The sequence below is a fragment of the Corynebacterium kefirresidentii genome (assembly GCF_016599755.1).
Taxonomy (GTDB): Bacteria; Actinomycetota; Actinomycetes; order Mycobacteriales; family Mycobacteriaceae; genus Corynebacterium; species Corynebacterium kefirresidentii.
This window is the reverse complement of sequence record NZ_CP067012.1, coordinates 1,981,603-2,002,687: the sequence shown is the minus strand read 5'-3', so window position 1 is coordinate 2,002,687 and position 21,085 is coordinate 1,981,603. Positions and strand designations below refer to the sequence as shown.

The 21,085-nt window shown below is 56.3% G+C and carries 15 protein-coding genes, 1 tRNA gene and 2 pseudogenes; 9 read left to right on the top strand and 9 right to left on the bottom strand.

Annotation, left to right across the window (positions count from 1 at the left end; genetic code table 11):
- Positions 1-24: 24 nt before the first annotated feature.
- Genes I6I12_RS09610 through I6I12_RS09600 form a run of 3 tightly spaced genes read left to right on the top strand, consistent with a single transcriptional unit; the run spans position 25 to position 3,901 of the window.
- Positions 25-1,119, top strand: a complete 1,095-nt coding sequence (locus I6I12_RS09610) for a potassium channel family protein (protein ID WP_200288044.1) — start codon at positions 25-27, stop codon at positions 1,117-1,119.
- Positions 1,120-1,851, top strand: coding sequence for an NAD(+) diphosphatase (locus tag I6I12_RS09605; protein ID WP_200288042.1), 732 nt, complete (start codon positions 1,120-1,122; stop codon positions 1,849-1,851).
- Positions 1,844-3,901 (top strand): ATP-dependent DNA helicase UvrD2, encoded by a 2,058-nt coding sequence (locus tag I6I12_RS09600; RefSeq protein WP_200288040.1) that lies wholly within the window; start codon positions 1,844-1,846, stop codon positions 3,899-3,901. Before I6I12_RS09605 ends, I6I12_RS09600 begins: the two co-directional genes overlap by 8 nt.
- Here the strand turns inward: I6I12_RS09600 and I6I12_RS09595 are convergent.
- Complete coding sequence (locus I6I12_RS09595) at positions 3,879-4,790, bottom strand: hypothetical protein (RefSeq protein WP_234288121.1); 912 nt, start codon at positions 4,788-4,790, stop codon at positions 3,879-3,881. The genes I6I12_RS09600 and I6I12_RS09595 overlap by 23 nt on opposite strands.
- Positions 4,791-4,826: 36 nt before the next feature.
- On the opposite strand from I6I12_RS09595, the gene I6I12_RS09590 reads away from it, so the two are divergent.
- Positions 4,827-5,348, top strand: a complete 522-nt coding sequence (locus I6I12_RS09590) for a M48 metallopeptidase family protein (protein WP_023020804.1) — start codon at positions 4,827-4,829, stop codon at positions 5,346-5,348.
- Here the strand turns inward: I6I12_RS09590 and I6I12_RS09585 are convergent.
- The gene (locus I6I12_RS09585) at positions 5,345-6,757 is read right to left on the bottom strand and encodes a zinc-dependent metalloprotease (RefSeq protein ID WP_023020805.1); all 1,413 of its coding nucleotides are present in this window, start codon (positions 6,755-6,757) and stop codon (positions 5,345-5,347) included. The genes I6I12_RS09590 and I6I12_RS09585 overlap by 4 nt on opposite strands.
- A gap of 93 nt (positions 6,758-6,850) precedes the next feature.
- On the opposite strand from I6I12_RS09585, the gene I6I12_RS09580 reads away from it, so the two are divergent.
- Positions 6,851-7,915 carry a YlbL family protein gene (locus I6I12_RS09580; RefSeq protein ID WP_023020806.1) on the top strand — a complete coding sequence of 355 codons (1,065 nt, stop codon included), beginning with the start codon at positions 6,851-6,853 and terminating at the stop codon, positions 7,913-7,915.
- A 5-nt stretch (positions 7,916-7,920) separates the two neighbouring features.
- On the opposite strand, the gene I6I12_RS09575 is transcribed toward I6I12_RS09580, so the two are convergent.
- Positions 7,921-8,583, bottom strand: a complete 663-nt coding sequence (locus I6I12_RS09575; RefSeq protein WP_200288038.1) for a beta-N-acetylglucosaminidase — start codon at positions 8,581-8,583, stop codon at positions 7,921-7,923.
- Positions 8,584-8,629: 46 nt separating this feature from the next.
- On the bottom strand, positions 8,630-9,166 hold the full coding sequence (locus tag I6I12_RS09570; protein WP_023020808.1) for a PPA1309 family protein: 537 nt from the start codon (positions 9,164-9,166) through the stop codon (positions 8,630-8,632).
- Between the two features lie 90 nt (positions 9,167-9,256).
- Here I6I12_RS09570 and I6I12_RS09565 point away from each other — a divergent pair, with 90 nt between their 5' ends.
- The 3 genes from I6I12_RS09565 (at position 9,257) to I6I12_RS09555 (ending at position 13,264) form a co-directional block, all read left to right on the top strand.
- Positions 9,257-12,247 (top strand): UPF0182 family protein, encoded by a 2,991-nt coding sequence (locus I6I12_RS09565; RefSeq protein WP_200288036.1) that lies wholly within the window; start codon positions 9,257-9,259, stop codon positions 12,245-12,247.
- A gap of 154 nt (positions 12,248-12,401) precedes the next feature.
- A tRNA-Met gene (locus I6I12_RS09560) sits at positions 12,402-12,478 on the top strand.
- A 168-nt stretch (positions 12,479-12,646) separates the two neighbouring features.
- Positions 12,647-13,264 (top strand): hypothetical protein, encoded by a 618-nt coding sequence (locus I6I12_RS09555; RefSeq protein WP_200288034.1) that lies wholly within the window; start codon positions 12,647-12,649, stop codon positions 13,262-13,264.
- 610 nt (positions 13,265-13,874) lie between these two features.
- Here I6I12_RS09555 and I6I12_RS09550 read toward each other — a convergent pair.
- The 4 genes and pseudogenes from I6I12_RS09550 to I6I12_RS09535 all read right to left on the bottom strand — a co-directional run bounded on the left by I6I12_RS09550 (position 13,875) and on the right by I6I12_RS09535 (position 18,589).
- Positions 13,875-14,595, bottom strand: a pseudogene (locus I6I12_RS09550) (IS6 family transposase).
- Positions 14,596-14,839: 244 nt separating this feature from the next.
- Entirely contained in the window at positions 14,840-15,469 is a 630-nt protein-coding gene (locus I6I12_RS09545; RefSeq protein WP_349291116.1) for a DJ-1/PfpI family protein, read from the bottom strand.
- 907 nt (positions 15,470-16,376) lie between these two features.
- Positions 16,377-17,405 carry a YbfB/YjiJ family MFS transporter gene (locus tag I6I12_RS09540; protein ID WP_234288120.1) on the bottom strand — a complete coding sequence of 343 codons (1,029 nt, stop codon included), beginning with the start codon at positions 17,403-17,405 and terminating at the stop codon, positions 16,377-16,379.
- Positions 17,406-17,578: 173 nt separating this feature from the next.
- Positions 17,579-18,589, bottom strand: a complete 1,011-nt coding sequence (locus I6I12_RS09535) for an NAD(P)H-dependent flavin oxidoreductase (RefSeq protein ID WP_234288119.1) — start codon at positions 18,587-18,589, stop codon at positions 17,579-17,581.
- 419 nt (positions 18,590-19,008) lie between these two features.
- Here I6I12_RS09535 and I6I12_RS09530 point away from each other — a divergent pair.
- Positions 19,009-20,274 (top strand): annotated as a pseudogene (locus I6I12_RS09530) (IS3 family transposase).
- Here the strand turns inward: I6I12_RS09530 and I6I12_RS09525 are convergent.
- The gene (locus I6I12_RS09525; RefSeq protein ID WP_023025228.1) at positions 20,275-21,069 is read right to left on the bottom strand and encodes an ArsR/SmtB family transcription factor; all 795 of its coding nucleotides are present in this window, start codon (positions 21,067-21,069) and stop codon (positions 20,275-20,277) included.
- Positions 21,070-21,085: the final 16 nt, after the last annotated feature.

Genomic DNA, 21,085 nt, shown 5'->3' with positions numbered 1-21,085 from the left:
GTGGGCAAAAATCGTGCGCGAGCTATGAAGTCGCACTTTAAGAGTCGCTTCTTGCCGCAGGTTGAGCTGTCCTCGCAGCCGGACCACGCGCTCATTGACGTCATTACGGTGCCGAGGGATGAAAATTCCAGCCCGTGGCGTCAGTTGGGCAAGCGTGTGCTGTGGGCTTTAGGCATTGTTGTCTTCGTGACAGTCGTGGTCTATTTGGACGGCGGTGGATATAGCGAGGACATGTCGCTTTTGGATTCCGCCTACTATGCTGCGGTGTCGCTAACTACAGTGGGCTACGGCGATATCGTTCCTGTGTCCCCGCAGGCCAGGTTCATTAACTTAACGCTTATTACACCTGCCCGCCTGATCTTCCTTGTTTTATTGGTTGGCGCGACCTTGTCCGTGCTAACGGATAAGGCCCGACGTACTTTCCAAATCCAGAACTGGAGAAAGCAATTGCGTAACCACACCGTCGTTATCGGTTATGGCACCAAGGGCGCCGGAGCGGTGGCCGCGCTGCTGGCCGATGATGTTCCGTCCTCCCAGATCGTGGTCATCGATACCAACCGTGCGTCCCTCGCTCACGCCGAGCACCACGGATTGGTCACCATCTTTGGTTCCGGCACCAAGCAGGACGTGCTAAAGATCGCTGGGGTAGAGCACGCCAGCTCCGTCGTCGTTACCCCATCCACGGACGATACTGCGGTGCTGTGCTGCCTCTCCGTGCGAGAGCTTGCGCCCAAGGCCAAGATCGTGGCGTCGGTGCGCGAGTCCGAAAACCGTCACCTGTTGCTCCAATCCGGTGCGGATTCCGTGGTCACCTCCGCTGAGACGGCCGGTCGACTGCTAGGCCTGGCCACCGTCACCCCGACGGTGGTGGAGATGATGGAAGACCTGCTTTCACCTAATGAGGGCTTCTCCGTAGCCGAGCGCGCCGTGCGCGAATTCGAGGTTGGTTCTAACCCACGCCACCTGGCAGATATCGTGCTTGCTGTCCTGCGCAATAATGAGCTGCACCGAGTGGATACCGCGGACGCCTCCGCGTTGAAGCCGGGAGACCGATTGCTGTATATCAAGCATGAGATGGAACAGCCCATTGAGGTCATGGACGATGATGACGAGGACTAAATGTTCCTCCCAGTAACTCCTAGTGGCCTCGTTCCGGTTACGGGGGTGGGGGAGCCGGTGCTGGTGAAAGAGGTTCCCGGGGGCGTCGGCAAGCAGGTCGTGGTGGACCTAGGCACCTTGCAGGCATGCTTGGTCTCGGAGGATAGCGCCGGGAAGTTAGGCCGTTTGGAAAGTGCAACCTTTTTTGCAGACCAGCCGGTTATCCTGCAAGCCATTGCGCTGATCCGCAATCGGCGCGAGCAGCGCTTTGATCCGCGCACCGGTAACAAGCTGGACTACCCAGCACCGGGAATCGTGGGGCGCGATCCTTTGGACGAGCGCCGGATGGTCTTCCCGCGCCTAGATCCTGCCGTTATCGGGCTTATTCGCCTCAGCGGCGCCGACCGAATTTTGTTGGCGCGCAATCGCCGCCGCAATAGCTTTTTCTCCCTGATCGCCGGTTACGTTGAGCCGGGCGAGACCGCAGAGGCTGCTTTTGCACGCGAGACCCTGGAAGAAACCGGGCGCAGGGTGGACGATATTCGCTATTGGGGCTCGCAGGCGTGGCCACCGAGTGGCTCCCTTATGCTGGGCTTTTGTGCACGCACGGCTGATGTCCACCCCACCTGCCATACTGATGGGGAACTGGAAGAGATCCGGTGGGTGGAGCGCTCCGAGCTGCCTGAGCTTTCGCTTCCTCGTCCGGGTTCAATTGCACACACGATGATTATGGAGTGGTATCACGGTGACTAAGCCGGATTTGTCCCTGCTGGATGAAGATCAGCTGCGCGCGGCCACGGCACCGCGCGGGCCCGTGTGCATCTTGGCCGGCGCGGGTACGGGCAAGACCCGCACTATTACCTATCGCATTGCCAACTTGGTGGACCAGGGTTTTGTGAGCCCGCAACGCGTGCTCGCGGTGACCTTCACGGCGCGGGCAGCCGGAGAGATGCGCGATCGTCTGCGCACAATGGGTGTGGCCGGCGTACAAGCGCAGACCTTCCACGCCGCGGCGCGTCGCCAGCTGAAGTATTTCTGGCCCCAGGTAGCGGGGGACCTTCCGTGGCAGTTGCTGGATAATAAATTCCCGCTGGTCGCTCGCGCGGTGCGTTCGGTGGGGTTGGATAATTCCAAGGATATGATCCGTGACGTCCTAGCGGAGATCGAGTGGGCTAAGTCCGCGCTGGTGAGCGCCGAGGATTATGAGTCTGTGATCGCCACTACGGACCGCAGCGCTCCGGCTGATCCCGCCAAGGTGGCAGAGGCCTTTCGCCGCTACGAACAGTCCAAGGCCACACCGGACATGATGCACCTGGATTTCGATGACCTGCTCATGCACATCGCGGGTGCCATTGAAAATGTGCCGGCAATTGCAGAAACCTTCCGGGAGCAGTATCGCACCTTTGTGGTAGACGAGTATCAGGACGTAACCCCGCTGCAGCAGCGGGTGCTCAATGCCTGGTTGGGCGAGCGTGACGATCTCACCGTGGTGGGTGATGCAAATCAGACCATCTATTCCTTCAACGGCGCCTCCCCGGACTACCTGCTCAATTTCTCCCGCACGTACCCGGATGGCACCGTGGTCAAGTTGCAGCGTGACTACCGCTCGACGCCGCAGGTAACGGACTTGGCCAATCGGGTCATTGGCAAGGCCACAGGGCGTGCAGCTGGCACACGCTTGGAGCTGCAGGGCATGCGCGAGCCTGGTCCGGAGCCCACCTTTAAGGCCTATGAGTCTGAAGAGACTGAGGCCCAGGAGGTTGCCGGCCAGGTTCTCACACTGCTGGATCAGGGCGTGCCGGCCTCTGAGATTGCCATCCTCTACCGCATTAACGCTCAGTCAGAGCAGTTTGAGCAGGCGCTTGCTGACGCCGGAGTGGTCTACCAAGTCCGTGGCGGCGAGGGCTTCTTCCGTCGCCCGGAGATCCTAGAGGCCATTCGCGTTCTCATCGCCGCGACCCGTCGTGAGGACTTGCCGGATGATCCGGTGGCAATTGCTCGCGCAGCCTTTGTCGAGTTGGGGCTAAGCGCCACCGAGCCGCAGGGCGCGCAGGCCCGCGAGCGCTGGCAATCCCTCAACGCATTGGTAGGGCTCATCGAGAAGATTGTGGAATCGGCTCCTGGCATAGATCTCAACGGGGTGTTGGGGGAACTGCGCCGGCGCTCCACCGATAAACAGGCCCCAGCTATGGAAGGCGTCACGCTAGCTACTGTGCACGCTGCCAAGGGCTTGGAATGGGATGCGGTGTTTCTCGTGGGGCTGACAGAAAAGCTCATGCCTATCAACCACGCTATCAAGGCGGGCGATGAGCAGATTGAGGAAGAACGTCGTTTGTTCTATGTCGGCATTACCCGCGCCCGCGCGCACCTCGCACTGTCGTGGGCGTTGGCGAAGACCACTGGTTCACGAGCCTCGCGCGAGCGTACCCGCTTCCTCGATGGAATCGTGCCGGCGGCCGAAGACGCCTATGGCAAGGGGACTCGCTCGCGACGCCCGAAACGCTGCCGCGTATGTTCAGGTCTGCTGGGAACACCGGCCGAAAAGGTTATCGGCCGCCACGAAGACTGCGAGGGAGGCGGAGATGAAGAGGCCTTTTCTGCCTTGCGCTCGTGGCGTTCCCAGGTTGCGCGCGAGGAAAAGGTGCCGGCCTATGTTATTTTTTCCGATGCCACCCTGCAGGCCATGTCGGAGGAGCTTCCTGCCGATGAGGCAGAAATGCTGTCCATCTCTGGTGTAGGCCCCAGCAAGCTGGAGCGCTATGGCGCCCAAGTACTCGAGGTCATTCGTTCGGTGCGCAGCTAGCCAGGTTGGTTTTCCCGCCAAAACATACTGGGCAGCGCGGATGCGCAATGATGGTGCGCTGCTGGTGGTGACCGTAGACATCGACCTCCCACTGCTGCCCAGGGCGCGGCTTCGCGGTCGGCGCTCCCGGCGGCAGCGGCCGCCCCATAAGCCGCCGAATGATCACCTGCGTATGCGCCGCGACCGCATCGAGCACTACGGCTTCTGGCGTGCGGCGCACGCGGGGTAATTGGGTGCTGATGATATTCCAGCGCGGGTCCGTATCCACGCGGGACAGGTGCGCACACAGTGGGCACGGGCCTCGGCCCTGCACGCGTACCGGCCCAATGATGCCACGATTGTCCAATAAAGACACCGGAAGCCACGTGGTCTCCGTTCCCGCCAGCGCATTGGCGCAATCCAGCGGGCAGTGCAGCTGGTCTACGGCCAGGACCGGATACATGCCGTCGAGGTCGTGGATATAGGAAAAGATATTGTCGTCCTCTAACGGGATGCGAACTTGGAATCCATCTGCCTCCAGGCGTGCGCGTAAGCCTTGCGCCAGTGCGGATTCTCCCATTAAGACAAGAGTGTCCGATTTCTCTACGGCATCTTTATAAGGCCAAAGGATGCCATAGTCCAGTGCGTCCTCGATAAGGCTAAGCGCTGCGGCCTCATCTAGACCTGCGGCGCATAGTCTCCCAGACAAATCTTCTGGCCTCACTGGCTCGTGAGCGGTATTGAAGGCCGCCGCGACGGAAAGCGCGCTGCCCGTTTCTGCCACTCCAACGCGGGTGGCATCCATGCCAAATTGAACCACCGTTTCCTCGCGGCAAAACACTGCGCTGCCCGGCGCCAAAACTACCTGGGTGACACAAGCCCCCACGCCTATACCCCTTTCCCGATGCATGTGGATTCCATTGCACCACAGGTACAATCACCTGTCATGTCGAGCACGCAGCCCCCCGCACCACAAACCCCAGAGGTCAAAGTCATTCGTTCCGCCAAGCGGAAGAAAACCGTGCAGGCTCGCATGGTCTCCGGGGTACTCGAGGTACGCATCCCCGCCTGGATGTCCGCTCGCGATGAACGCGAGGCAGTGGCGGATATGTTGGCGCGGGTAGAAAAGAAACAGGGCAGTAGCCGCCGCTCGGACGCGCAATTAGAAGAGCGTGCTCGGCGGCTTAACGCGGCTTTCTTAGACAGCCGCGCTACCATCGGCTCTATTCGTTGGGTAAGCAATCAAAATACGCGGTGGGGTAGCTGTACTACCTCCACCGCGAATATTCGGCTGAGCGACCGGCTACAACACGTGCCGGACTATGTGCTGGATTCGGTAATCATTCACGAGCTCACCCACACCTTCATCCCGCGCCACGGGCGGGATTTTTGGCAGTGGGCGGACAGGGCGCCCCACGCTGAGCGGGCGAAGGGCTATCTTGAGGCCTACCAGCGCTGGGGCTGCTAGTTTTCGTCGTCCTCGTTGCCCTTTTCTTTCTGCTCGTCTTGACCATCGGCTTCCCCGGTCTCATCGCCCTGAGTAGCAGAGGAATCCTCACCGTTTTTGAGCATTTCCTCCAGCTTGGCAAACTCTTCCTCAAAGCCCTCATCAGGGCCGTCATCCAATAGGGAGTCGATAAAGGCGGCAGGGTTATCTAGGTGCTCTGCAGTTGGCAGGAAGTCCGGGTGGTCCCACGCCTTATCGCGTTTTTCCGCACCCACGGCAACGGTAGCGCGGCGCCACAACTCAGCGGCCTCAGAAACCTTGGGGGCGTTGAGCTCGATACCAACGACCTTGCTGAAGGCGTTTTCGGCAGAACCACCAGTGCTACGGCGGTGCGCCCATGCCTGGGTTAGCTTCGAGGTGGATGGGATGCGCTCGCCCAGTGCCTCTGTGACGACGTGCTCGGCCCAGCCTTCCACCAATGCCAGTAGGGTTTCTAGGCGAGAGGCTGCCGCAGTGTTCTTGGACGTGATGCGTGGGGAAAGGTCCATGCCTTGCAGCTTGCTCATCGCATCCTGGATTGCCTGGGGATCGCCGGACTCTAGGTTGAGCTCGCGGGTGACTTCCTCCAAGTGGGAGGTGTCAATGACCAGACCGATGGCATATTCCTCCACAGAGGAGACGATGCGCTCTACCAACCACGGCACGTGCTTGAACAGGCGCTGCCGCGCGGCCTCGCGCGCTGCAATATAGACCAGCACCTCTTGGCCAGGAATATTGAGCTCCCGGGCGACCTTCTGAATGGTCTGTGGCAATAGTGCCACGGTATTGGCCGGGGCGATGGGAAGACCGAAATCAGAGCCGGTCAACGCCTGCGCAGCCAAATCACCCAAGGCGTGACCGAGCTGCATGCCAAAGTTCATGCCAGACATCTGACTCATCATCTTGGTCATCGGGCCCATCATCTCGCGGGCTTCTTCCGGCATCGATTCCATCTGGGCATCATTCATATGCTCCGCCACCGGAGTGACCATGCGCTGCCAGGCCGGCATGGTTTCTTCCAACCACTGCTTGGAATCCCACGCCTTGGCCGTGCCGGAGGCGGTGGGCAGGTAGGTGGCGTCATCGAGCCACAGCTCCGCTAGGCGGACGGATTCCTCCACTGCCTTGGTATCGTCCGCGCTCACACCCTTTGACTGGGAGATTTGCTGCAGGGCGATGCGCTTGGCCATGTCGTAGTTAACAGGGCCGGAATTTTCCGGCGAGTTCATAGAAGAGCCCATGCCGGACAGCATCTGACCGAACTGGTTCAGCATGTCACCGAGGCCGCCACCATTAGCGCCGCCGAATGCGCCGAACGGGTTCTGGTCACGACGTCCGTCATTATCGTCGTCATCATTATTGGGGAAAGAAAAACCGAATCCGTTGCTCATGCGTCCTAATCTACCGACACCATCCGGCTAGTTTCCATGATCCCTGCTACGCTGACAGCGAACACGACGGCAAAGGTTGTAGGGTAGTGATTCGTGAATTCTCCTGCTAGCCGTCGCGTCCGCACCATCGCCTGGGGTGCTATCCCCGTCGTCTTAACCGGTGCGTTGGTATCGCTTGACCATATTCCCGGCACCGATGTGTCTTTGACCGTCCCCTATGCTGCCGAAGGCCCAGGCCCCACGGTAGACACATTGGGGGAGGTAGACGGCACCCAGGTCGTTGACGTTCAAGCCCCGAAAACCTATGACACGGATGGTCACCTCAACATGACTACGGTCTCCGTGCGTACCAATATGACCTTGGCCCAGGCGCTGGGACGCTGGATGATGACCGATGACACCATCGTGCCCATCGATACCGTCATCCCACAGAACATGAGCGATAAAGAAGTAGAAGAGTCCAATAAGCAGGCCTTTACTCAGTCCGAGTCCGCAGCGACTCTGGCAGCCATGGACTACCTGCATTTGCCGGTAAAGATCTCCATCGCAGAGGTGCTGGATAAGGGTGCTGCGCAGGGCAAACTGAAAAAAGATGATGTCATTACCGCCGTGGCGGGCAAGGAAGTCTCGGAGCCGGGTGAGGTTCAAGACATCATCAAGGAAAAGAGCCCCGGCGATAAGGTCACGATGACCGTGGAGCGTGGCGGCAAAAAGCACGAAGAAGAAATAGAGCTAGGGGAAAACCCCCACCAGAAGGGGCAGGCGATGCTGGGCATCGCCATGCTCTCGGTCCCTAAAGACGATATAGAGGTCACATACAACCTGCAGGATATCGGTGGTCCATCCGCTGGCATGATGTTTACCCTGGCGGTCATCGATAAGCTCAGCGAAGAAGACCTCACGGGCGGCAAATTTGTGGCCGGTACCGGCACCATTCAAGAAGATGGCAAGGTGGGCCCCATCGGCGGCATCCAACATAAAATCGCCGCCGCCCACGCAGCCGGCGCGGAACTCTTCCTGGCGCCACAAGATAATTGCTCCGAAGCCGCGGCGAGCGACCACGGGGACATGCCCATCGCGGAAGTGTCCAACCTGGATGAAGCGGTATCCACGATGAAAGACTTCGCGGACGGCAAGGAAATTAAAACCTGCCAATAAGCGGCCTACTTAGCTAGGCCCAGTTCCTTGATCTTCTCTTCCGGATCTTCCTGGTCTGAGGAGATCATCTGCTGCATGACCATGCCTTCTTTATTGTCCACCACGGTAATAACCGCCGTGGTGCCCAGCGTGGACCAGCCCACAACGCGGTCGCCGCTATCCTCAATGACCTGCGAGCTGCGCAGCTCAGTAAGCACCTGCGTGGTCTGCTTTGCCTTGGAGTGTGAGCGGAAGAACTGGAACTGGCCTACCTTCGGCCCAGAGCAGTTATACGAGTCATCCCCGCCCGTGGAATCGCAGCGATCGAAGTGCGCGAAAAGCTCTTGCGGTGCCACGGGCGCGAAGATGTCATAGGCCTTGGACACAGACTTTTCCATTTTTTCGCTCCCAGGCTCTGTGCTTTCCGACGCCGCCTCCGAGCTCGCCGCCGCACTCGACTCGATGCTGGATTCAGCGGCGGACTTGGAGCTGGATGCGGTGCTGGTTTCCTCAGTGGCATCCGCCGCAGTGGGAGCGGACTCGGCGCTGGCAGTGGTGGTATCTACGGGGACGTCGGCAGGCGCGGCATCATCCGAGGAACAGCCGGCAGCGCTCACGCCTACCCCCAGCAGGAGTGCTGCTGCGGTAGCGCGGGTAGCGGTCAGGCGAGTGAGAGTAAAGCGTCGCACGGTAGGAAACTGCTCCTTAGTCGCAAGCGAGAATTGTCTTTCCAGTCTAATCTAGTTCATCCGGGTCCTGGCTCAGCCCATAGCGCAGGGCCGCGATAATCCCGGGTGCTACCTGGGGGCCGCCGCGCAGCTGGATGTCATCCTCCGCGAATGGCCCGGCTGCTTCCAACTCCTCTTCGGTGGGGCGCAGCTGCAGCAATGTGGTTTCAATCCCTTCCTCACGCAGCGCACCGGAAAACAGGCGCGCCGGGCGAGGGGAGGGGTCCTCGCTGGAGGTATCGCGGAACCTAATCTCTTGGGCCAGGATGACGCCGGCCACCTCCCGCGGCCAAGCCAAGCGGGAGACATAGTCGGCCAACTGCTCAGAACCGGGCTCAATGTTTTCAGGCACATTATCCTGCACGATAAGGGTAAGCGGCGCCGCATCTTCCTCATCGAGGGCGGCAAGCTGGTCTGCTACCAAGTGGGTAGGAACGAGCGCGAAGATAGTGGGGCGGGCGTCCCAGCCCTCTGCATGGACGAATTCCACGGCTTCGGTCATCGCGCGGTTTAAAGCTGGCTGTGATAATTCGGGGGAACTCATAAACATCCTTATTCGTTATCTGTGTATTGCTTCCTTAAGCTGGAAGAAGTCTACAGGTTTTAAATTTGCACTATTTGATTGGAGCTGGCGTTGTCCTTAGGGTCATCCACACCAGCCGCCCCGTTGAAGCGGCCCCCGCGGGTCGCGACAATCATTGCGGCCATCATTGCCCTCCTTTTGTTCATCGGCCCCATGTTTGTGGGCCTGTACACGGATTGGAGGTGGTTTGGTGCGATTGAATACCGGAACGTCTTCACCACCGCGATTATTGCGCGGATAGTGCTCTTTATCATCTTCGGCTTCATCGCCGCTGCCGTGGTGTGGGCCGCGGGCTTCTTTGCCTGGCGCGGGCGTCCGGATTCGCTCGACCTTGGGGACTTGAACTCGCCGGTGTATCAGTACCGCAAGTCCATTGAAAAGTCTATGGGCGTCTTCTTCAAGGTCATCCCCGCCATCGTGGGCATCATTGCCGGTTTCATCGGCCAGGCTAATTGGCGCACGGTCCTGCTATTTTTAAACGGCCAGGAATTCGGCCAACAGGACGCCCAGTTCCACCACGACCTAGGCTTCTATGCCTTCACGTTGCCGGTTTTGAAGATGGTGGTCAGCACCCTATCTATCCTGTTGATTTTGGCGTTCCTCATCGCGCTTTTCGGTCACTATGTGCTGGGTGGCATCCGCATTGGCAATAAGGCCGCAGGAGTTCGCGGCTCCATTTCCCACTCGGCTCGCCTGCAGCTGGCGATTACTGCCGGCCTGTGGATGGTTGTTCAGGTCATCGGCTACTGGTTGGAGCGCTACGAGCTCCTATATGCCCAGCACGATCTCTTTACCGGTGGTTCCTATACCGATATTCATGCCTACCTGCCGGCGAAAATCATCTTGATGATCATTGGCGTCTTTGTGGCGGTGGCGTTGTTTATGGCCATCGTCATTAAGGACCTGCGCATCCCGGGTCTGGCCGTGGTGTTGATGTTGCTGTCCTCGCTGGTTATCGGCCAGGCATGGCCGCTGCTGATGGAACGTTTTTCCGTGCAGCCAAACCGTCAGGCAAAGGAAGAAGAATCCATCGCCCGCAATATTGAGGCCACGCGCTATGCCTATGGGCTTACCGATGACCACGTCACCTATGAAGACAACTGGGGTGGGGACGAGGTCTCTGATGACAAGGTGGCTTCTGATAACGCCACCATCAATAACCTCCGCCTGCTGGATCCGGAGATTCTTTCTCCTACCTTCACCCAGATGCAGCAGCTGAAGAATTTCTACGGCTTCCCAGAGACGCTATCGATGGACCGCTATGAGATCGATGGTAAGAAGCGTGACTTCGTCGTTGCTGCGCGCGAGCTGGATCCAAATGAGTTGCGGGAGAATCAGTCCGACTGGATTAACCGTCATACCGTCTACACCCACGGCAATGGCTTTGTGGCAGCGCAGGCCAATAAGGTCGATGAGGTAGCCCGCGATGCGGGCTCTGCCCGCGGAGGCTTCCCCATCTTTACCGTTTCTGATCTGCAGACCCAGGCCGGTGAGTCGGAGGGCGAAGGCGAAACCCAAGACGCCGAGAAGTCTCTGGGCATCAAGGTAGACCAGCCGCGCATCTACTATGGCCCGGTTATTGCTGGCGCTGCCGATGGCATGGATTACGCCATTACCGGCAAGACTGGCGATAACCCGGTGGAATATGACACCGATAGCTCCACCTATACCTATGACGGCAAGGGTGGCGTCGGCATTGGCAATATCTTCGACCGCACTATGTACGCCGCCAAGTACCGCGAGCTGAACTTCTTGCTTTCTGACCGCGTCGGCAGCGAGTCAAAGCTCCTCTACGACCGCGACCCGCGCGAGCGCGTGGAAAAGGTTGCTCCGTGGCTGACCACCGATTCTGCTACCTACCCGGCCGTAGTGGATGGCCGCCTGAAGTGGATCGTCGATGGCTATACCACTTTGGAGTCCTTGCCTTATTCCCAGCGCGCTTCGCTTTCCGACGCCACCCAGGACACCCTCAATCCTGATGGCACGACCCAACGCCTTGTCAATGACAAAGTGGGCTATATCCGTAACTCGGTAAAGGCCACCGTCGATGCCTATGACGGCAGCGTGGATCTCTACGAGTTCGATAAGAATGACCCAGTGCTCAAGGCTTGGGAGGGAGTCTTCCCGGACGTCGTCAAGCCAGAGGCAGAAATCTCTGACGAGCTACGCCAGCACTTCCGCTATCCGGAAGATATGTTCAAGGTGCAGCGTGACCTGCTGGCGCGCTACCACGTGGATGACCCGAATGTATTCTTCAACAACGATGCCTTCTGGTCCGTGCCGAATGACCCCACTGCGGAGGAATCTCGCCAGCTCAACCAGCCGCCTTACTACGTGATGGCCGCAGATCCAGAGACCGGCAAGCCCAGCTTCCAGCTGACGACCTCTTATCGCGGCTTGAACCGCGAGTTCCTGTCCGCACACATGGCTGTCTCCTCCGATCCGGAAACTTATGGCGATATCACCGTGCGGGTGCTGCCGACCAATACGCAGACTCAGGGCCCGAAGCAGGCGCAGGATGCGATGATGTCTTCTGACCAGGTCGCCCGAGACCGCACCCTGTGGGAAGGCACTAACGACTTGCACAACGGTAACCTGCTGGCCCTGCCAGTAGGTGATGGCGAAATCCTGTACCTTGAGCCGATTTACTCGCAGCGCAAGGACCAGGCCTCTGCCTTCCCGAAGCTGCTGCGCGTACTCGTGTCCTATAAGGGCCGCGTAGGCTACGCCCCCACTATCGGTGATGCCCTTGAACAAGTTGGAATCGATGCCAAGGCTGCTCAGAATATTGAGGAAGTCGACGGCGATTCTGGCGAAAAGACCGACACCAAGGACGACAAGAATAAGAAGGATGCCAAGGAAGATAAGCAGTCGGCCCCAGCCTCCGCTCCTTCCTCTTCCGACCAGGCAGGCGCCATCGATGACATCAACAAGGCTTTGAAGGGCCTAGAGGATGCTCGCGATGGTTCCTTCGAGGAATACGGCCGCGCCCTGGATGAACTCGATAAGGCAGTTGAGTCTTATCAGAAGACGGAAAAGTAGTTCTTTCACTCTTTAAAAGCAGCGATTAAGGCACCTGCCCAGCGGATTTGGGTAGGTGCCTTTCCCTATGTATAGTTACATGAGTCGCCAGGACAGAGCGAATACACTTAGTGTTAACGTACTGTTCAAGCGCAGATGATGGAAGTCATCTCGACGCGGGGTGGAGCAGCTCGGTAGCTCGCTGGGCTCATAACCCAGAGGTCGTAGGTTCGAATCCTGCCCCCGCTACCAACTTCCAAGCCCCTACCAGTGGAAACGCTGGTAGGGGCTTTAGTTATTTCTCTTAAGGAGCACGTCCTGGGACTCAAATCGGGACTTTAGCGATGGCATTTTGTCACTTAAGCCGGTTTGGAAGTGATGCTGCCTTGCTGTGGAAGCTTAAAAATAAACGAAGGATCCTTGCTTCCACAGCAGGACAGCATAACCACTCCGGCACCATCGAAGAACGCAGGAACAAAGACAAAGTTAATAGAGCGCGAAGATGGCAACCAGCTAGTTAGCACTAGTGATGGAGACGCCCCTTTGGAACTTTCTTTTGAGTTCTCAGATTCCTTTCTTGAAAAGCTTCCAAGCGGACACATTCTAGTACGTCCAGCAGAAGGTGAGGAACCTAGCGCATACATTGAACCTGCCTGGGCCAAAGACGTAGATGGAAACCAGGTAAATACTCATTTTTCAGTTGATGGAGATAAGATAATCCAGCACATCTCGTCGAGCCCTGCCGGCAAGCCGGTTATTTCAGATCCCTATATCCGAGACGTTCATGGCTGGGGAAAGAAACTCGGACAAGAGCTAGTCTTTTCCAAGGACGAGACGAGCGGGATCGTCATAGGAACTGCTTACTGCGCCGGTAAATTAGCAGGAGTTGGCCTAGGCTCTTGGCTAGCCAAAGGTGCGTGGGCAGGCGTTTCCGCAGTAGCAGGTCACGCCACTAATACAGGTCGATGCCTTACCATCCGAGCCCTCGGAGGAAAGTACTCCCCAAACATCGTATTCCCGTATGCAACTCGATGCTAGAATCTAGAATCAAGAAATACAGTTGCGCATTTCACCGTAAGTAGACATGGAAAATAGCCGAGTTCTAGTTTTAATTGGAATCACCCTAATTATTTGGTGCGCGCTATACAGGTACAGAAAAACTACCGCTAAATGGGTTTTTATTGCAGCCTCTTTAAATACCTGTCTAGCGTTTGTCCTAGGCCTATCAGGATTTTTAGGTCTAGGACATGATTCCATCGATTTGTTGTCTCTAGTAAACGTATTTTTAAACACGTTTATATTGTTGGCCATAGGCCAGTCCCGCAATCGAAGTAAATCGACCCGCATTAAGGATGTATAAATCGATGTTCCCCGATCGCGACATTAACCCGCGCCAATTTTACTAACACACACCTAGCACCTGTTGCCGCCAAGCCAAGGAGATTCTCTGAAAGTATAGGTTTGGATGCAAGTAATATGATCTTTTATAGTTCCTGATTGTGCCCACATAGATTCCGTCCCAAACCTACCGTGTATCGGGCATTGAAGGTGCTATAGGTATACAAATCGTCGTGCTGGTGTAAAGTTGGGTGGAGAGCAGTGAAGACTCAGTTTCTCGTTCCCTGATGGCCGCTGCGTGTGGGCGTTGTTAGGCCGTCTCGAAGACCTGGTTGACGATTACCGCGTCCGGGTTCGGTTGCCTGTTGGCAAACATCGTGCCTTGCCCTTTCCGCACTGAGTGCATCGCCTCCCATCCCTTTCAACGTCCGATATACAGATGTCCGGTTCTTAAACGCGCCTTTCGGCCCGAGGATCCGCTTCAGCCGACCATGGTCGCCTTCCAGGATGTTGTTGAGGTATTTCACCTGCCGGTGTTCCACTGTTGGCGGGCAGATTCCCTCTGACTTCAACTCGACGATTGCCCTGGCAAGGGAAGGTGCTTTATCGGCGTTGATCACTCTGAGATACCCGGCTGACGCATTGGATTTGAGGGCCTTGGCCAGGAAACACTTCGCTGCGGCCACGTTCTGATTCGAAGAGAGGTAGAAGTCCAGGGTCTGGCCACCGGCGGTGATCGCCCGATAGAGGTAGCATCACCTGCCGCCGACCCGGATATAGGTCTCATCCACCCGCCAGGAACTAGCTTGCCAGTCAGGTACCTGTCGGTACCGCCGTGTTTGCTTGTCCAGCTCAGGGGCGTATTTCTGGACCCAGCGGTAGATCGTGGTGTGATCGACCGGCACGCCCCGCTGAAGTCATCATTTCCTCCAGAGCGCGGTAGCTTACCCCGTAGCGGCAGTACCACCTACTGTCCACAGAATGATGCCACGGGGGAAATGACGACCGGAGAAGATACCTGTGGCTGTGATTATTTCACGTCGCTCTTCCTACTACCCCAACTTTGCAACAACGCCGTTTCGAGGAAGTGCATGGTGCTGAAGTCGATGGCGGCACCGATGACTCCCACGATGCACAACAACACCACTGCCCGGGCGTTTTTCGTGCACCTGCCCGTCGGCCGTGGTCTATCTTGGGAGTCGTCGACTGTCTGGCTTGGGATGAGGTGCGTCTGCGGGGGTCGGGTAGGCCAGCTGGGGCTTTTTATAAGGTGAACTAGATGAGGCCATGAATATGGGCGAAGGGGTCGACAGTGCTGTCTGTTTGTGGCTGATATTCCGCTAGCGTGGTCGCTTCTTCAAAAGCTTCTGCACCGAAGAGGTGCTGGATCAGCGAGGCGGTCATGTCCAAACCCGCCGCAACGCCCGAGGATGTCCATATTTTTCCATCCTCCACCCAGCGGGCTTGAGATTGCCATTCAACATCATCATCCAAGGAAGAAACCCAACCGAATGCCCTCTTGTTGCTCGTTGCTCGGCGCCCTTTAAGGAGACCCGCGGCTGCCAGTAGGGCTGAACCAGTACAGACCGATGCCACTATCTCGGCACGCTGTCCCGTTTCCTTTAACCAGGACAGGAAGGTGGTGTCTTGAACTAGGGTTCGCGTACCCGCACCCCCGGGGATCAGGAGAATATCCGGATTCTCGAGGTTTGTGTAAGGCAGATCTGTCAACACACGTACGCCCTGGGCGCTCTGGACGGGCTCTTTTTCCTTTCCTAAAAAACTTATACGCATGTCCGGAACCTGACTCAAAAGCTCCACCGGCCCAAAGACGTCTAACACCTCGAATCCTTCAAAAAGGATGACGGAAACATGTCGCTCCCCAATCAGCTTTCCCATAGTCATAGATTACATGGTAGAGGGTGTGTCAGTGTGGTACACCTTACTTGTATCACCTGCGGCTAGCCGTGAGCGTTTTTAAGAGTATTAATTTTTTGGCGCTTTAGAACGACGGTTATAGCCACTATCAAAAAAATAACTGCTGTAACACAGCGAGTAAAGGTACTTGGATGCCAAACTGCTGCGCCAAAGGAGAGGAGGCTAAGCAGAATCCCGTAGGCGTAGGAAGTTACGACCTCGTGTTTTACGGTGCAATATATCAGCCCTAATCCCCCAAGGACGGAAGGTGCCGCCCATATAACGAAGTTCTCTGGAGAAAGAGCCGAACTCTCTTCATGAAACTTCGACAACAGGACGGATCCGCTTAAGATTAGCGCAAGCGAAAGGATACTGGGCCAAGTAATGTTCTGTCTTGTCAAGATTCCCTCTTTTGTTAACAGTAGTCTGCGTATACTGGCGGATAATCCGCATGTACACCAATTTTCAAGCCTCGCCCTGATACTGCAGCCTTAGCTGCTCGTCCTCCTATCTCAATTAGAGAAACTGATAAGGCAATGCGCCGGCGCATTGCCTGACACAAGCGACCTGCTATCTGGTCACCAGTGTTCACACCCTCTGACCATGACCTATGGTCGCTGGTGCACCTAGTTTCATGGAACAAAGAGCAGGTCGATGAGTAGATTGAATTATACTGGGACGACATAGCTGAGCTGCGTAACGAATTTTCTGAACTAAAAGAGGAAAATAGTCTTCTAAAGAAAAAGGTAGATTAGTCGAGTTAGTATTAGCTTTGTTTATGACTTCATTCGGTATGTGATATGTGTCTTCTATAGTGAATAGAAGGTTTCGTATATCTTTTGGTCCTTGGAAGGCGTGATGATATCTGCGCTGCGCCTGGGAGGTTGAATATGAATTATAACCTTGAAACCTTAATTGTTGCCATACCGATGATGATAGCAATGGTTGCAATGATAAATGATATGCGGATTGAGTTTGATAACAGTACTCCAATGGCCGCCGGGCCGACGACTTGCCCTAGGCTATACCAAGTCGTTAGACGTGCAGCTCCTCCGTTTATTCTATAAGCGACTCCCGTTGAAATAGTAAGCATCGTAATTCCCATGAAAGTAGCACCAAAAAGAATGGCAGCAACCATCAGTAAAACAGTCGAATTGCCAAAAGTGGCGGCAATTGCTCCAGCTATTTGGAGTGTATAGCAGCCAAGTAATGCACGACGTCGGCCAAAACGCTCTGCAAGTGCTGACCAGAAATAGGGAGAGGGGATTGCTGCGACACCAGCTACGGCCCATGTGATGGCAGCTGCTGATGAGCCGAAAACAGGGCCGGCCAGCACAACGAGATATGTGCCAATAATAATGTATCCGAAACCTTGAAAAAAGTATCCCGCATTCAGTAATCGAAAAGCTTGATGAAGTTCTGGGGTGGATCGTTCCGTAGAACTGGCCAGTACCTTGCGATCCTTAGTCTTCTCTTCAGAGCCAATGGGCCAAGTCCAAGCGATGATGCTAAATAGCGCACTGATTAGGGTAGCGATACCCCACAAGTGTGTCCATGCCAAGGTTTGACCTAGTGACCACACCGTTAGTCCAGAAACGGTAATGCCTAAGCCAACACCACCATAAACAAAGCCAACTAGAGAGGGGGACTGTACATTCTGGGTAACAAACTGAGTGATGCATACAAAAATGAATGCAGACGCTATGCCGGCTAAGAACCGTAGTAAAACATGCATTCCTGGACTATCTGTCAACGCCATTGCAGCAAGCAGTAGAGTTGAAAATATTAAGGAACTGCGATAAAGAGTTCTCGTTTTAGATAGCCAGTTTTTAGAAAGAGTCAAAGACCCGAGCAGATAGCCGAGATAATTTGATACTGCAATCCAAGACGAGATGGAACTTGACCAGTGTAAAGCTGCCATCATGAGGGGAAGCAGTGGCGTATAGAAGAACCTGCCGATCCCCATTGCCACTGCAAGTCCAAGTGTGCCTTGAATGCTTGAATACGTTGCTCTCATCTATCTGAATCCGGTTACTTATGAAGTTACTTATTGCTCGGGCCTGACCCCCGACGTGTCCACTTTCTGGGGGTCAGGCCCTATGGTACGAGTTCGTCAATGATTTGTTTGGCAGTTGCTTCTCGGCAATTAGCGAATCCTTCGCCTGCCCACAGGTTAAGATATTCGGGATCCTTTGCGTTATTGGCCTCAGCTCTCATTCCCGCAGTTAAGTAGTGGATTTCGGGGTAGATGTAGGGCGCCTGTGGTGTGAATGTTTTGGTGAATGTATTGGAAATTGCTCGAGCCGGTTTCCCGGAGAAAGCATGGGTAATAACAGTGTTTCGGTGAGTTAGCTCCAGAAGTGCATGCCGGTGTGTGTCTTTTGTGCCTGCTTCCTGCGCAGTGAGGAAACGAGTCCCTACGATTACTGCGGTTGCGCCGGATCTGAGTAGGTCTAGTGTATCTTCTGCTGTACCTACGCCCCCGCCGGCAAATACAGGTTTTTCTGTCTTCGCTACTGCATGGTGCAGGAGAGTTTTTGCATCGTAGGAAGATCCCTCTATGTTATTGTCTAGGACTGTTGCCCGGTGACCGCCAGCAGCCTTTCCTTGAAGAGACAGAATATCGCAGTCGAGCTGGATGATGTGATCAATTTCTCGTGGAGTTGTGGCATTGAGAACTACTTTCTTGCCTGCTCGACGAATCGTTTTTAGCGTATTTTCGTCAGGGTATCCGAAAGTTAAGGAAATGAACTTAGCGTTGGACTTCAGCGCAATATCGAGCTTTCGATCGTAATGATCATCTGACCACTTAGGGCGTGAAGGAAAATCGGAGTAGCTTACGCACTTTTTAGTCAGTGCCTGATGATACTTAGAGTATTCGGCGTACTGGTCAGAATTGGGATGGGAAGGGTAAAACAGGTTAATCCCGAACGGCTGAGTAGTTAAAGACTCAACAGTGCTTACTTGTTCTTCAAGCTTCTCTGGAGTGAGGTAGCCGCCGGCGAGAAAGCCTAACCCGCCCGCATTGGTTACTGCTGCGCATAGCTCAGGAGTTGACGGCCCTCCTGCCATAGGCGCAAGAACGATAGGTTTTTCGAACAGAGTCACTGGAGATCCTTTCCAAGTGAATGTGGTGCGATGTGCATGGGATAAAAGCGAGCAGTGGTGGTGCTTTGAGCGCTTCTAGCAGTTTGCTATCTTGCTTGGATAGAGGGATTGGCTTTTGGATGTAAAGTTTTCACCTTGGCCTGACGGCGGAATGGTGTTAGTTCCCTGTGAGAGGGTTTCGACATCCGCTGTAATCAAGGCGCTGTTGCTATCTTTACCATAGATCCATGTTCTTAGCAGAGAGTGAGAGAAATAGGCTCTCTGCTGTGTCTCGTTTGGGCCTGGTGCACGTTTAGGCGGCAGATGCTTTAGGCAATGTATATTGCCTCATTGACCCTCATGTACTCTAGGACCTGACCCCCTGGTGGTGGACACGCTGAAACCAGCATGTCGCTGGGGAAGTGAGGTACCTTTCCACCATGCCACGCAAGACCTACACCGAGCGGTTCAAGCATGACGCAGTCTCGTTGTACGAGTCGACTCCCGGAGCAACGATCAACGCGATCGCCTCCGATCTCGGGGTCACCCGCAACTCGCTGCGCAGCTGGCTCGATGCCTTCGGCACACGCACCAAAACCAATGCCAACGGTGAGAAAGTCGCCAGCCTCATCGCCGCGTCGGACTCCGCCACCGCTGCCTGACTCCGCCACCGCTGCCTCAGGACTGTCGGACGCCGAGCGCATCCGCGTACTGGAACGCGAAAACGCCAAACTCCGCGAGGAACGAGAAATCCTTCGTAAGGCGGCCAAGTATTTCGCGGAAGAGACGAACTGGTGAACCGCTTCCGGTTCGTTGACGACCATCGAGACCTCTACGAGGTCAAGCGGTTATGCCAGGTCCTGAAAATCAATCGGTCCTCTTACTACGCCTGGAAATCAGCTGCCCCTGCCCGCCGGCAACGCCTCGTCGATGACGCGGTGCTGGGAGCGCAGATCAAGACCACCTTCAACGCCGAGAACGGCTGCTACGGCGCGAAACGAGTGACTGCGGCGATCAACTCCGATCCCGTCAACGACCGGGGCAAGGGCGGCCGTCTCAATCACAAGCGCACCGCCCGGCTGATGCGGCAGATGGGCCTTTTTGGTTTCACCAGGAAACGCCGGGTGAAAACGACGACGTCGAGTAAACGGGCCCCGAGGTTTCCGGATCTGCTGCAACGCCGGTTCACTGCGGACAGGCCGAACGCGGTCTACGTCGGCGACATCACGTACCTGCCGATCGCGGACGGGTCGAATATGTACCTGGCCACGGTTATCGACTGCTATTCGCGGCAGTTGACGGGGTTTGCGATCGCTGATCACATGCGCACCGAGTTGGTTGAAGAAGTCCTGACGATGGCCCGGAAGGTTCGCGGGAGCCTAGACGGGGCGATCTTCCACTCGGATCACGGCAGTGTTTATACCTCTGATCAGTACCGGAGACTATGCGTGCGCTTCGGTGTCACCCAGTCGATGGGCGCGATCGGGACGAGTGCGGACAACTCGTTGGCGGAGTCGTTCAACGCCTCGTTGAAGCGGGAAGTCCTGCAGGATGAGTCTGTTTTCACTAGTCAGTTGGCCTGCCGCCAGGATGTGTTTCGGTGGTGCACGCGGTACAACACCAAACGATTGCATTCATGGTGAGGTTACCGCTCACTGAACGCCTTCGAAGACGCCGGGTTAGCTACACTTACTATCGCATCGTGATTAAATCCCCGTGTCCACTTTCCTGGGTTCGGGCCCATTGAGGGAGATCCCCGCGTCGTTGAGCGCTGCCCGCCCGGCGGGAGTGAGACGCACGGCCCGGGTACGACCCCTGCGGGAAAGCCATTCCTTATCCAGCAGAGTCTTGCAGATTCCCGTGCCGAGAGGGCCGGCGAGGTGGAAGCGGCGTTCGGTGGAGTCCATGCACGACCTGCCCGTGTCGAGCATCTTCGGGGGCACACCCCACTGTATGAACAAGCGATGACCTTGATTAGTGACCTGACAGTGCGAGTCGATGAACTCGTGCTCTTCCAGTTGTTCAGCCAGGCGCACCCCGAGCTTACCGGCGAGGTGCTGATAACAGGTGCGGCCTTCACGTAGGTTCGCATTCGCCCGTGACGCGCTGAGGCTGTGAGGAGTGGGCAGGGGCGAGCGGGCGACCACGCCAAGGCTCTCGACCACTCGTGCGATGTCTTCCCCGGCCAGGCGAATGTAGCGGTGCCGGCCCTGCCGAATGTCGTGGACGAGACCGTGGGTGACGAGCACGTCAACATGCTCGCTCGCCGTCGACCGGGCCAGGCCCGCGTACCTGCCCAGTTCACCAACCGTCCAGGCCCGCCCGTCCATGAGCGCAGCACACATGGCCGCCCGCGACGAGTCAGCCAGAGCCGACGCGACTGTCGAGATATCCGGGACCGCTTCAGGAAACACGCGCGCAACCATGCCTCCAGTGTGCACCCGGAACTGTTCGGTGACGACCGAACAATCGCAGGCATAGTCTGAACTCACCAGATTCATTGCATCAGGAGACGAA

Coding starts and splice junctions, on each gene's coding strand:
- I6I12_RS09610 (WP_200288044.1), top strand. CDS start 25: ATGAAGTCGCACTTTAAGAGTCGCTTCTTGCCGCAGGTTGAGCTGTCC.
- I6I12_RS09605 (WP_200288042.1), top strand. CDS start 1,120: ATGTTCCTCCCAGTAACTCCTAGTGGCCTCGTTCCGGTTACGGGGGTG.
- I6I12_RS09595 (WP_234288121.1), bottom strand. CDS start 4,790: ATGCATCGGGAAAGGGGTATAGGCGTGGGGGCTTGTGTCACCCAGGTA.
- I6I12_RS09590 (WP_023020804.1), top strand. CDS start 4,827: ATGTCGAGCACGCAGCCCCCCGCACCACAAACCCCAGAGGTCAAAGTC.
- I6I12_RS09585 (WP_023020805.1), bottom strand. CDS start 6,757: ATGAGCAACGGATTCGGTTTTTCTTTCCCCAATAATGATGACGACGAT.
- I6I12_RS09570 (WP_023020808.1), bottom strand. CDS start 9,166: ATGAGTTCCCCCGAATTATCACAGCCAGCTTTAAACCGCGCGATGACC.
- I6I12_RS09545 (WP_349291116.1), bottom strand. CDS start 15,469: ATGACTATGGGAAAGCTGATTGGGGAGCGACATGTTTCCGTCATCCTT.
- I6I12_RS09540 (WP_234288120.1), bottom strand. CDS start 17,405: ATGATGGCAGCTTTACACTGGTCAAGTTCCATCTCGTCTTGGATTGCA.
- I6I12_RS09525 (WP_023025228.1), bottom strand. CDS start 21,069: ATGAATCTGGTGAGTTCAGACTATGCCTGCGATTGTTCGGTCGTCACC.